The sequence below is a fragment of the Rhizobium acidisoli genome (assembly GCF_002531755.2).
Lineage (GTDB): Bacteria > Pseudomonadota > Alphaproteobacteria > Rhizobiales > Rhizobiaceae > Rhizobium > Rhizobium acidisoli.
Genome location: NZ_CP034998.1, coordinates 2020984 through 2033310, shown reverse-complemented (window position 1 = coordinate 2033310; position 12327 = coordinate 2020984). Strand labels below are relative to the sequence as shown.

At 61.0% G+C, this 12327-nt stretch carries 11 protein-coding genes and 1 riboswitch; of the genes, 5 read left to right on the top strand and 6 right to left on the bottom strand.

The window, feature by feature from the left end:
- Positions 1-77: 77 nt before the first annotated feature.
- A complete protein-coding gene (locus CO657_RS10065; protein ID WP_012557862.1) occupies positions 78-608 on the bottom strand; it encodes a DUF1003 domain-containing protein in 531 nt (176 codons plus the stop codon).
- 190 nt (positions 609-798) lie between these two features.
- Here CO657_RS10065 and CO657_RS10060 point away from each other — a divergent pair, with 190 nt between their 5' ends.
- The 4 genes from CO657_RS10060 to CO657_RS36705 all read left to right on the top strand — a co-directional run bounded on the left by CO657_RS10060 (position 799) and on the right by CO657_RS36705 (position 4384).
- On the top strand, positions 799-2478 hold the full coding sequence (locus CO657_RS10060; protein ID WP_054183011.1) for an NAD+ synthase: 1680 nt from the start codon (positions 799-801) through the stop codon (positions 2476-2478).
- A 26-nt stretch (positions 2479-2504) separates the two neighbouring features.
- Positions 2505-3335, top strand: coding sequence for a TolB family protein (locus CO657_RS10055; RefSeq protein WP_054183012.1), 831 nt, complete (start codon positions 2505-2507; stop codon positions 3333-3335).
- 593 nt (positions 3336-3928) lie between these two features.
- Positions 3929-4117, top strand: coding sequence for a hypothetical protein (locus tag CO657_RS37245; protein ID WP_245292965.1), 189 nt, complete (start codon positions 3929-3931; stop codon positions 4115-4117).
- A 108-nt stretch (positions 4118-4225) separates the two neighbouring features.
- Complete coding sequence (locus CO657_RS36705) at positions 4226-4384, top strand: hypothetical protein (RefSeq protein ID WP_164918669.1); 159 nt, start codon at positions 4226-4228, stop codon at positions 4382-4384.
- 97 nt (positions 4385-4481) lie between these two features.
- Here CO657_RS36705 and CO657_RS10045 read toward each other — a convergent pair whose 3' ends face one another.
- The 4 genes from CO657_RS10045 to CO657_RS10030 form a co-directional block, all read right to left on the bottom strand.
- On the bottom strand, positions 4482-5549 hold the full coding sequence (locus CO657_RS10045; protein WP_054183013.1) for a 3-deoxy-7-phosphoheptulonate synthase: 1068 nt from the start codon (positions 5547-5549) through the stop codon (positions 4482-4484).
- Positions 5550-5861: 312 nt separating this feature from the next.
- Entirely contained in the window at positions 5862-6443 is a 582-nt protein-coding gene (locus CO657_RS10040) for a hypothetical protein (RefSeq protein WP_012557857.1), read from the bottom strand.
- A gap of 61 nt (positions 6444-6504) precedes the next feature.
- Positions 6505-8379 (bottom strand): methyl-accepting chemotaxis protein, encoded by a 1875-nt coding sequence (locus tag CO657_RS10035; protein ID WP_054183014.1) that lies wholly within the window; start codon positions 8377-8379, stop codon positions 6505-6507.
- Between the two features lie 231 nt (positions 8380-8610).
- The gene (locus tag CO657_RS10030; RefSeq protein ID WP_425349926.1) at positions 8611-10032 is read right to left on the bottom strand and encodes a DHA2 family efflux MFS transporter permease subunit; all 1422 of its coding nucleotides are present in this window, start codon (positions 10030-10032) and stop codon (positions 8611-8613) included.
- A gap of 153 nt (positions 10033-10185) precedes the next feature.
- Positions 10186-10371, top strand: a riboswitch (cobalamin riboswitch).
- Positions 10372-10413: 42 nt separating this feature from the next.
- On the opposite strand from CO657_RS10030, the gene bluB reads away from it, so the two are divergent.
- Positions 10414-11103, top strand: a complete 690-nt coding sequence (gene bluB, locus CO657_RS10025) for a 5,6-dimethylbenzimidazole synthase (protein ID WP_041671443.1) — start codon at positions 10414-10416, stop codon at positions 11101-11103.
- A gap of 21 nt (positions 11104-11124) precedes the next feature.
- On the opposite strand, the gene CO657_RS10020 is transcribed toward bluB, so the two are convergent.
- Positions 11125-12216 (bottom strand): DUF2865 domain-containing protein, encoded by a 1092-nt coding sequence (locus CO657_RS10020; RefSeq protein ID WP_012557853.1) that lies wholly within the window; start codon positions 12214-12216, stop codon positions 11125-11127.
- Positions 12217-12327: the final 111 nt, after the last annotated feature.

The window sequence follows — 12327 nt, the reverse complement described above, 5'->3', positions numbered from 1 at the left end:
TTTTTACGCACGTCGTTGTGGCAAAGGCGCTTCGCGCTTTGCTTGGGAAAACCGCTGCGCACTTCTGCACGACACGCTTAGCCCCTGGCGGAAAGCTCGGCGCTGAGGCGGGCGACGTCCTCGCGCAGCGCCGTCAGCTCGGTCAGCACGCGCATGTCGATCTTCTGGTGCAGGGAGAGCACTTCGAGTTCGGCCTTGAGATTGACTTCGTAATCCTTGGCGGCCTCGAAGCGGTCGCGTTCGGCCTGACGGTTCTGCGACATCATAATGATCGGCGCCTGGATGGCGGCCAGCATCGACAGGATCAGGTTGAGGAAGACAAAGGGGTAGGGGTCGAAAGCGCCGGTCGCCAGGATGATGGTGTTGATCAGCGTCCAGACGACGAGGAACGCCAGAAAGGCGAGGATGAAAGACCAGGAGCCGCCGACACGGGCGATTCCATCGGCGACACGCTCGCCGAACGAAGCCTCGGCGGAAAGAGCGGCGTTGACGTCGGTCGAGATGACCTTGCGCTCGTGCGCCTTCGCCAGCACGCGTTTTTCGATGTCGCCGAGTTCGTCGGCCGGCTTGTCGAAATGATGGTGCATGAAGTTCGAAAGATTAGACATGGCCTGTTTCCGGTGCCCGTTATCGATGCAGTCGCTTTTGGGGGCAGTATTCCGCTCCTGCAACAAATTGCAATGCGTGTCTATGCCGCGAGGCCGTGGCGCGTCCGTTCACAAAAATTTCGTCATCGCAGGGCGCGGCTTTCGCCGCGGACATGTTGCCGTTGCGGAAGCTGCAAGCTAAATAAATGACATGACACAGGAAAACGCTCTCTCTGATATCTTCCGCATCGCTATCGGCCAGCTCAACCCGACGGTCGGCGATGTCGCCGGCAATCTCGCCAAGGCACGGGAAGCGCGCGTCGATGCTGCGCGCGAAGGCGCGCATCTGCTCGTTCTGACCGAGCTCTTCATCTCCGGCTATCCGCCTGAAGATCTGGTGCTGAAGCCGGCTTTCATCCGCGCCTGCTGGAAAGCTGTGGAGAGTCTTGCCGCCGACACCTCAGATGGCGGGCCGGGCGTTCTCATCGGTTTTCCCCGGCAGGACGAGACCGGGCGTTACAATTCCGTCGCCGTGCTCGACGGCGGCAAGGTGATCGCGGTGCGTGACAAGATCGATCTGCCGAACTACGGCGAATTCGACGAGAAGCGTGTCTTCGATCAGGGCGCCATGCCGGGGCCGGTGAATTTCCGCGGCGTGCGCATCGGTATTCCGATCTGCGAGGATATCTGGGGCGAGCTCGGCGTCTGCGAAACGCTGGCCGAAAGCGGAGCGGAAATCCTGCTGTCGCCGAACGGTTCGCCCTATTATCGCGGCAAGGTCGATATCCGCCATCAGGTGGTGCTGAAGCAGGTGATTGAGACCGGTCTACCGCTGGTCTATGCCGCACAGCTCGGCGGCCAGGACGAACTGGTGTTTGACGGCGCCAGTTTCGCCTTCAACGCCGACAGGTCGCTGGCCTTCCAGATGAGCCAGTTCGAGACGGCGCTGGCGGTGACGACATGGAAACGCGGCGAAGCCGGCTGGCACTGCGCCGAAGGGCCGATGGCGCATATTCCTGAAGGCGAGGAGGCCGACTACCGTGCCTGCCTGCTCGGCTTTCGTGACTACGTCAACAAGAACGGCTTCAAGACGGTGGTGCTTGGCCTTTCCGGCGGCATCGACTCGGCAATCTGCACGGCAATCGCCGTCGATGCGCTGGGCGAGGAGCGGGTGCGCACCGTCATGCTGCCGTACCGCTACACATCGGAGGATTCGCTGAAGGACGCGGCCGACTGCGCCAAGGCGCTCGGCTGCCGCTACGACATCGTGCCGATCGAGCAACCGGTGACGGGCTTCAGCAGTGCGCTCTCCGATCTCTTCGCCGGCACGGACAGCGGCATCACCGAGGAAAACCTGCAGAGCCGGGCGCGAGGCGTCATCCTGATGGCGATCTCCAACAAGTTCGGCTCGATGGTGGTGACGACTGGTAATAAGTCGGAAATGTCGGTCGGCTACGCGACGCTTTACGGCGATATGAACGGCGGCTTCAATCCGATCAAGGACCTCTACAAGATGCAGGTCTATGCGCTGGCACGCTGGCGCAACGAGAATGTCCCGCCGAGTGCGCTGGGACCGTCGGGCGAGGTGATTCCGAAAAATATCATCGACAAGGCGCCGTCGGCCGAACTGCGTCCCGACCAGAAGGATCAGGATTCGCTGCCGCCCTATCCCATTCTCGACGATATTCTCGAATGCCTGGTGGAAAAGGAGATGGCGGTCGAAGAAATCGTCGCGCGCGGCCATGACGTTACGACCGTCCATCGCATCGAGCACCTGCTCTATCTCGCCGAGTATAAGCGCCGGCAGTCGGCGCCGGGCGTGAAGATCACCAAGAAGAATTTCGGCCGCGATCGGCGTTATCCCATCACCAACCGGTTCCGGGATCGCTGACGCGACTGAGATTCAAGGGAGGAAACATGCGCAGCTCGGTCGAGATCTACAATGTCAGGACGGGCAGAGCCCGCGAGGTTTGGCAGACGGATAAGCTGGTAGAGGCGCCGAACTTCTCGCCCGACGGTTCCTATCTGCTCTTGAACGGCGACGGGTTGCTCTATCGGATGCCGCTCGATGGCGGCGAAGTCGTCAAGGTCGATACCGGCTTTGCCGTCAACTGCAACAATGATCACGGCATTTCGCCTGATGGCACCGAGATCGTCATCTCTGATAAGACCGAATTCGGCAAGTCGAGGATCTATATCCTGCCGATCGAGGGCGGCACGCCGCGGCTTGTCACCGAGAACCAGCCTTCCTATTGGCACGGCTGGTCGCCCGATGGCCGCCAGCTTGCCTATTGCGGCATCCGCGACGATCTCTTCGACATATATACGATCTCCGTCGACGGCGGCGCCGAGACGCGGCTGACGCATGGCGAGGGCCGCAACGACGGGCCGGATTACTCCGCCGACGGACAATGGATCTATTTCAATTCCAGCCGCACCGGGCTGATGCAGATCTGGCGCATCCACCCCGATGGCAGCGGGCTGGAGCAGGTGACGTCGGACAATCAGGGCAACTGGTTCGCCCACCCATCGCCCAAGAATGACAAGGTACTGATTCTATCCTACGACCCCTCGGTTTTCGACCACCCGCGCGACCTCGACGTGCGGCTGCGGCTGATGGACATGGATGGCGGCAATCTGAGGACGCTGTTCGAGCTGTTCGGCGGGCAGGGCACGATCAACGTGCCCTGCTGGTCACCAAATGGTGACGAGTTTGCCTATGTGCGCTATTTCCCGGCGAGATCTTGAGAGCGGCGCATCGCCATTTTTTATGGGGTGGTGGCCGCCTTAAGCCTGACGCAACCCTTTCGGAATAAGCATTGGCCGCGCCCTGGAGAGACGCGAAGATGCCTTCAACATTAGCCACCCGGCTGCGCCTGCAGATAATTTTTGTCCTGATCCTTTGCTTCCCAGGCATGGCAGCGGCAAGGCTCCGTGCCGTGACAACACGTTGGCGAAAGCCAAGGTCGTGGTCGAGGCACGTGTGAAATCGCTCTCGCCAGCATGCCACAAGGCGCCAGATAATGATGGGGCGGTGGGGACAGTATGTTCTCTATAGGGCTTCGCCATCTGATATGGTAATGGGCCTAGATAGGTCCCGCCAATGAGGTTAAAGGAAGTCAATCGATCGTGCGCGCCGTGTTGTTCGGGACATTAGCCATCATAACCTGCTGCCCTATTTTATTCTTTGCCGCGTTTCCGGTGGAGTATCTGCGGTTGTTCGGAAAATACCAAGAGTCTCAGGCTTTAAATCAGATGGCGATTCCCATCGCCAAATTCTATATTCAGCACGATATGAGATATGCTTGCGGTAACGAGCGTACTTCAGGAACTATAATGCCATGAGCTTTTTCGATGACCTGCCGCTTTCGCCGGAAGAGGAGCTTATGCTCCAGTCACAGGACAAGATTGCGCTCCTGTTTTTAGGTGACGTCGTTTATGACGAGAATGAATATCTCGACTCTATTCGAACCGTGACCGCTTATAATATGGTCGTCGCCTCTAAGTGCCTGCACCGGCGCACGTCGTGAAAAGCCCTCACCGCGATCGAGCCAACATTGATGACGGGGTGGTGGGTGGCGAGATTGTATTAACAATCACCGTCTCAAGTTTTGACCGAGCAGGGAAGCTTAATTTCAATGACACCTGAAGAAAGAGCGATCCTTAAAGCTCTGGCCTCCAAGTGTCTTCAGTATATGGATGATGGACGAAACGGGCTGGTTCACAAGTCCATGAGTGCCGGCGAAGACGCGGTCGAAGTGCTGGCTTCCTTTGGTCTGGTCAAACCGGAGCCATAGGGCGGCTTCTGGACCGATGAGGGCCTGCGTCTTTTGGACGAAGATTGACCTGTGAATGGGCGGCGGGATATCTGCCCGCCGCGCTTGATAGTGCTGCTCAGGCTGCGACGGCTGCCTTGCGCCGGGCGCGGGCAGACTGCGCCAGGTCTTCCAGGGTCGCCACCGACATGTCCCAGTCGATGCAGCCGTCGGTGATGGACTGGCCGTAGACCAGCGGTTTGCCGGGCACGAGATCCTGGCGGCCGGCGACGAGGTTGCTCTCGATCATCATGCCCTTGATGTGATGGTTTCCGGCGGCGATCTGCGCGGCCACGGATTTGACGACGCGCGGCTGGTTCATCGGATCCTTGCCGCTATTGGCATGGCTGGCGTCGATGAGGATGCGCGGGGTCAGGCCGAGCTTGACGGCCTCGGCCGTGACCGCTTCGACATCGGCCGCTTCGTAGTTCGGCTGTTTGCCGCCGCGCAGAATGATGTGGCAGTCCTCATTGCCGGTCGTCGAGGCGATGCCAGCCTGTCCGTCCTTGGTGACGGCCGGGAAGTGATGCGGCTGCGAGGCGGCAAGGATGGCGTCGAGTGCCACGCGTGCGCCGCCGTCGGTGCCGTTCTTGAAACCGATCGGGCAGGAAAGGCCGGAGGCGAGCTGCCGGTGGATCTGGCTTTCGGTTGTGCGCGCGCCGATCGCGCCCCAGCTCACCAGATCGGCAATGTATTGCGGCGTGATCGTGTCGAGGAATTCGACGCCGGCGGGCAGGCCCATCGCATTGACGTCGAGCAGCAGGCGCCTGGCAATCCGAAGCCCTTCCTCGATGCGGTAGCTGCCATCGAGATGCGGGTCGTTCATCAAGCCCTTCCAGCCGACCGTGGTGCGGGGCTTTTCGAAATAGACGCGCATGACGATTTCGAGATCGCTGGAGAAACGCTGCCGCTGTTCCGCCAACCGCTCGGCATATTCGCGTGCCGCAGCAGGATCATGGATGGAGCAAGGGCCGATGACGACGATCAGGCGGTCGTCTTCTTCCTCGAGAATCTTATGGATCGCATGGCGGTTGCTGGTCACCGTCTCGCTGACGGCAACAGTTCGGGGGATTTCCGCAATGATATCGGCGGGTTTGGTCAGCGGGATGATCTCAAGGATACGGAGATCGTCAATGGTATCGGACACGGTATGGCTCCTGTTTGGTCATACCGTGCGGAACAAAAACGCCGCCAGGTAGACTAGCGGCTGTTCGGGTTGTCGTCGCGTCAACTTCAGTTACGCATAGACCCGCATCCGCTGGGAGCAGCGGTACCAATAAAATCGCGAGGCGTAGATCGAAGTGGTCGACATCGGGCGTGTGTAGCGTCGCGGCTGCATTTTGTCACGCAGAATTTGCGGTTTAAAAGCCAGGCGCTCGGGCGTGGCACTCTTCCGGCAGGGCCACAAAGCATATCGCCCAAAAGCGCGCGGCTTCTGGGCGATATAAGCAGGCTGAGATCAGAGAGCGTCGACGTTCACACCGACGGTGATGGCGCCGATCGGCGTTCCCTTGTCGTCGGAAATCGTGACGCTTGCCTGCGACTGCAGCGCCTGGGTCGATTCGTCCTTTTCAATCTCATCGACGAAGACGGCGTCCTTGCCGGCACCAAAGGATTTCTGGAACTTGCCTTCGTCGCCCTGCCAGTAGTCGGAGGTGGGGTCGCTTTGGCCGACATTCAGCCCCTTTGCATCCATGACGAAGATCTCGGCAATCTTGCCATTGGAGGCAGCCTTCTTTTCCTGAAGGAATTTCGACAGTGCATTGCCGAGCACGCCGTCGATCATCGAATGGTCGGAACCATCGACCTCGGCGCGCCACTTCTTGTCGAGGGCGTCGATATCGGCCTGGCCCAGATTGGCGTTTGCGGCATTCTGCGCCTTGATGGCTTCGATGATGACCGGATCGTTCAGCCAGGGCTTTATGTCGCTTGTCACGTAGTCGGAGATCGGGGCGAGCTTCGCATCCTGTGCCATGGATACGCCCATGGGCACGGCGACTGCGGTGCAGGCCAAAAGAAATGCGGTCACGACTTTCTTCATAATTGTTCCCTTCCCGATTTTGGGGTGTTGAGGATTGAAAGCTTATCGAGTGAAGTTGGCGTCAGAACTCTTCCCAGGCATCGGGAGAAGCGGCGATGGCGGTGTTGCCCGCATGGCGCTGCGAAAATACTCTCTGTTCCGGGCGAGATTGACGAACGGGTTGAGTAGCTTTGGGCTGGCTGGCGGCGGAGGCTGCGACAGTGAACCTGCCGGCCGAATCCTGCAGAAGGCGTCCCTGTGTGCGCAGCTCCTGGCATGCCGCGTTGGTCTCTTCGACCATGGCAGCGTTCTGCTGTGTGGCCTGATCCATCTGATTGATGGCGCCATTGATTTCCTGCAGGCCGGTCGCCTGTTCGCGATAAGAATGGACAATCGAGGCGATGCTGTCGCTGATGCGGTTGATCTGCTCCTCGATCTTCAAGAGGGCATCGCCGGTTTCGTTCACCAGCCCGACGCCGGCTGCCACTTCCTGGCCGGAGACGCTGATCAGGTTCTTGATTTCCTTTGCCGCATTGGCGGACCGTTGCGCGAGTTCGCGCACTTCCTGCGCGACGACCGCAAAACCCTTGCCGGCTTCGCCGGCACGCGCCGCCTCGACACCGGCGTTCAGCGCAAGCAGGTTCGTCTGGAACGCGATTTCATCGATGACACCGATGATGCGGCCGATCTGGCTCGACGAGGTCTGGATCCGGTCCATCGCCCCGATCGCGTCGCGTACCACCGTCGCCGAGACATGGGCGCTGCGCTTCGTTTCCTCGACCAGCTTTCCGGCACTCTCGGCCCGCTGTGACGACGTTCTGACTGTGGTGGTCACCTCGTCCAGTGCTGCTGCGGTCTGTTCCAAGGCTGCCGCCTGCTGCTCTGTCCGCTTGGCGAGCTGATCGGCGGAGGAGGCAAGCTCGCTCGACCCGCCTTCAACCGCGACGGAAGCGATCTTGATCTCGGTCAATGCGGCGGCAACCGCTTCGACCATGCGGTTGAAATCCTGCCGCAGTTTATCGAATTCGGGGCCGAGATCGGCGAGGTGGATCGAGAAGTCGCCGGCGGCGAGCTTTTCCAATTCATTTGCGAGCGCTGTCATGACCAGCCGCTGAGCGTTGCTGGCTTCCTCCGTCAAGGAGGCGTTACGCGCCCGTTCGGCATCGAATGAGGCGCTCTGCTCGGCCGCGGCCTGCTCTCTTTCAACCTTGGCAATCGCCTCGTTGCGGAAAACTTCCAAGGCACGTGCGAGAAAACCGATCTCGTCGCCATTTTCCCTGTAGGTGACGGGAGAGGCCAGATCACCCTTCTGCAACGCGCTGATCCGTTCGCTGAGAACCCGGAGGGGGCGGCCGACGAGGCTACGCATGGCTAGAAGGAAGGCGACAACGGCGAGGGCGGTGATGACGAACTGCGTCAGCAGCGAAATCAGGACCTTCTGCTTGACTTCGGCCGCGATTTTTTCGACCGACCAATTGGTTACGACGTAACCGGTCGCCTTGCCCGATTTATCCAGCGGAAGCGGCGCAATGATCGTCACAACGCCGGCAGATATTCCGCTGTCATCGATCGTCGTTTTCTCAGGCTTGGCGCTGAGGCTCTTTGCCAGATCGGCAGGTGCCGGCAAACCGCTGATGCCGTCGCGTGTCCATGTATCAACGGCGGCAGGTTCGGCGTTGAAGGCGGCAAACTGCACAAGATCAAGCGAGGGGTCGTCGCGATAGAGCGAATAGGCCTCGCGCACAGCATTCGCCTTGCCCCATTTCACGCCGCCGGCGGCCAGAGACGCAAACTGCTCCGCATCTTTGGACCAGTTGGCCTTGGCGCCATCGATCAACGCCTTGGTTTCGTACATCCAGGTGTAAGTGGCAAAGGCGGAGATGCCGCAAAGGTTGACGGTCACGATAATCGCCGCCAGCTTGGCTGTCAGAGGCATCGTTTTCAAAAATTGGAACATTCCGCGGGGCCTGGAATTGCGGCTCAGTCGGATCTGTTCCCGACCGGCGTATCAACACGGGCATCCACGCTGACGGTCACATCACGAGCGCTCATGCCCATGTCCTGATAGCGACCCAAAACGCGCAGACGCAGTGTGTCTTTGATGTGTGAATAAATCATAAAGTAGAATGGGATGCCGGAGCACACGCGCCTGATTTCGCCGCCGTCCCGGCCGGGCGATTTGGCTTGATCAGCTGTTTTCCGCGATCGCCTCTTCGGGCTCGGGCTGGTGGCGTTTGCGGCGGCGCGTGGTCAATTCGGCGCCGGCATCGCGCGGCAGGCGCAGGAAGGTGATGCAGGCGAGCGCCGAAATCGCCGAGACGCTGAAGAAGGCGGTGTGAAAATCCGAGACCAGCAGCCTGCCTCCGTGAAAGCTGCTCGAAATTTCGAGGATGCCGCCGGCGATCGCCACGCCCATCGCCATGGAGATACGCTGGGCAACGGCGTTGATCGCGGTCGCCTGGCTGCTGTCGGCATCATCGACATCGCCGAAGGCCATGGCGTTGACGCCCGAAAAGGCCATTGAGCGGAAAAGGCCGCCGATCAGCAGGCAGGCCATGATCAGCGGCAGCGGCGTTTCAGCGGTGAAGAAGCCGTTGATGCCGAGGCAGATTGCCGCCAGCAAGGTGGTGATCGATATGACGGTACGGAAGCCGAAGGCATTGAAGGTGCGCGAGGCGGCAAATTTCGACCCCATGGAGCCGAGCGCGCTGACGAAGGTGACTGAGCCCGATTGCAGCGGCGTCAGGCCGAAGCCGAGCTGGAGCATCAGCGGCATCAGAAAGGGCAGGGCGCCGAGCCCCATGCGGAAATTCGAGGCGCCGAGGATCGCCGCCCGGAACATCGGGTAACGGAACATTTTCGGATCGAGCAGCGGATAGGGCGTGCGGCGGGCATGCAGGAGATAGAGGAGGCCGGCAAGGATGCCGACGGCCACCGTGACATAGCCGTAGATGACGGGCACGGCCGGCAGGCTGATCACCGACAGGCCGAAAACGAAGCCGGAAAAGCCGATGCCGCAAAGGAAGAAGCCCGGAAAATCCATCGGCCGCGGACTGCGCGGCTCGACCGCCGGCAGGAAACGCGTGACGAGGAAGATGCCGAGCACGCCGATCGGGACATTGATCCAGAAGATCCAGTGCCAGCTGAGATAGGTGGTGAGGAAACCGCCGATCGGCGGCCCCATGATCGGGCCGATCAGTGCGGGAATGGTGAGCCAGGCCATGGCATCGACGAGTTCGTGGCGCGGCGTTCCCCGGACCAGCAGCAGGCGGCTGACCGGCGTCATCATCGAGCCGCCGGCGCCCTGGATCAGGCGCGAGACGACGAAGGCCGCGATCGAATTGGAAAAGGCGCAGGCGACCGAGCCGATCATGAAGACGAAGATCGCCAAACGGAAGATGTTGCGCGCGCCGAAACGATCGGACATCCAGCCGCTGATCGGGATGAAGATCGCCAGCGCCACGAGATAGCTGGTGACAGCAAGCTTCAGCGCGATCGGCGAGGTGCCGATATCGGCGGCGATCGCCGGCAGGCTGGTGGCGATGACGGTCGAATCCATCTGTTCCATGAACAGGGCGACCGCAAGGATCATGGGTGTCAGGCGGGGCACGGGCAACCGGGGTGCAAAGAGGAAAGTTGCGGCGCCACGGGCGTCGGTTGGGATCTGTTCGTTTCTACGGCAGCGATGCGCAGCTGTCCACGCGATCGATGTCACATACGGGTGAATGCGGCATGAGGCCGCTTGCCGCAGGGCCGGTTTGCTGAAATAGATGCGCCGTCAGGTGCCCGCTTTTCAAGCGGGAGAATCGGGAATCCGGTGCAAGACCGGAACGTGCCCAACGCTGTAAGGCTGACGTCTGCCGCTCATCATGCCACTGGTTTTCGCCGGGAAGGCTGCGGCAGACGGGTGACGCCGAGTCAGAAGACCGGCCTGGCAAGATAGACCCAACCCGCGCGGACGGCGGGCGGTTGCGTTGTTGGGGATTTGACGATGCGACCCTTTGATGAGGATGCCATGTCAGTGGCGTCCGGTTTTTCTTTGGCCGAACGCGAGGCTGTCTATCATGCGATCATGACGCGACGCGATGTTCGCAGCCAGTTCCTGCCCGAGCCCTTGCCCGACGACGTGGTGGAACGGCTGCTGACGGCCGCCCATCACGCACCCTCCGTCGGCTTCATGCAGCCGTGGAATTTCATTCTGGTGAAAAGTCCAACTGTGCGAGCCCGAATCCGCGATGCCTTTGCCAAGGCCAACGAGGAAGCGGCACTGATGTTTGAGGGCGAGCGGCGGCAGGCCTATCGCTCCCTCAAGCTCGAAGGCATAACAGAGGCGCCGCTCGGCATCTGCGTGACCTGCGATCCCACCCGCAGCGGCAGCGTGGTGCTGGGGCGCACGCACAATCCGCGGATGGACAGCTATTCCACAGTCTGCGCCATTCAGAATCTCTGGCTGGCGGCCCGCGCCGAAGGGGTCGGCATTGGCTGGGTCAGCATCTTTCACGAAGCCGACTTGAAGACCATTCTCGGCATCCCTGAGCATATCGAGGTGGTTGCCTGGCTCTGCGCCGGTTTCGTCGACCGGCTCTACGACCAGCCGGAACTCTCGGTCAAAGGCTGGCGGCAGCGGCTGCCGCTCGAGGAACTCGTCTTCCATGATGGCTGGGGAAGGAGCGAGAGGTAGCGATCACTGCTGCTGCGGCTGCTACTGCTGCGGTTGGGGGCCAGGTGCGGCAGGATTGGCAAGGTCGATCGAGCCCTGGTCGCCGGCGAGGAATTGCGGGCCGACCTGGCGGACCTTATTCTGCGTGGGGTCGTAGGGACGCTCCGGAACCGATGGCTGCGGCGCGGCGGCTGCCGCTGTATCCTTCACCGGCGGATTGGTCCGGATGGTGGTGATCGATCCCTGCTGCGGCGGCTGGCTGATCGCCTGCTTGCCGCGCATCTCGTCGTAATAGGCGGTGAGATTGCAGGCGCAGGCGTTTTTCTCGCCGGGCGCGCGGCTTTTGTAGGCGAAGGCGTTCTTCATGGCGCTGTAGGGCGTGCCGGTTGCGACCGAGATCATGTTCGAGGCTTCCGTGCTCGTCACGTCGCGATAGAAAAGCTGGGTCTCGATGCCGGGGCACATCTTGGCGCAAGTCTGGGCATCGCGGCCGAAATCGACCGACGTGGCGTTCGAGCTGATCGGGAAGAAACCGCCGTCGCAGCTGCGCACGCAGATGGTGCTGACCGGCGAGAGCATATCGGCCCGTGGCAGACCGTAACGCGGATCAACGTCTTGGCCGCCGCCGAGCGGTATGAAGGTATCGGAGCGCATCGCCTGTTCCTCGATGCTCGGGGCGGGGTCGTTGGCGCTGCGCTCGGAGGGGGCGTAGAAATTGTCGCTGTTGCAGCCGTTCTGGTCGAGCGCGGCCATCAGTTCGCGGCGGGCGTCATCGGCGCCGTTCCGGCCGGCTAGTTCGTTGCGGCGGTCCTGGAGATAGCCGATATTGTCGATCATCCGGGTTTCGGCCTGCGAGAGCTCGGCGCAATAATCGGCATTTTCGCCGCCGATCACCACCATGCTGCCTGAGGTGCAGCCGTAACTGCGCAGGTCGTTGCGAACCTTGCGCAGCTCGAGGTTCTGCTCGGCCATGGCGTTGGAATATTGCCGGGCTTCCGGGCCGTTGCCATTGCCGATCAATCGCGGCAGGTCGGCGAGACGGCCGCGCAGGTCCTCGCAGATGGCGCTGGTCTGCGCAGCGGCGGGCGCTGCGAAGGCGAGGAGAAGGGCAAGAGACAGGTTTCGGCGTTTCACGGCGTCGTCCCGGAATGAGCAAACGGTCGGTGGGGCGAATGCGACATCACCTCGCCGCGCGCTTCCTCTTAATCTATTTCTCTTAATAAGCTCAAAGAAAATCCTAGCGTA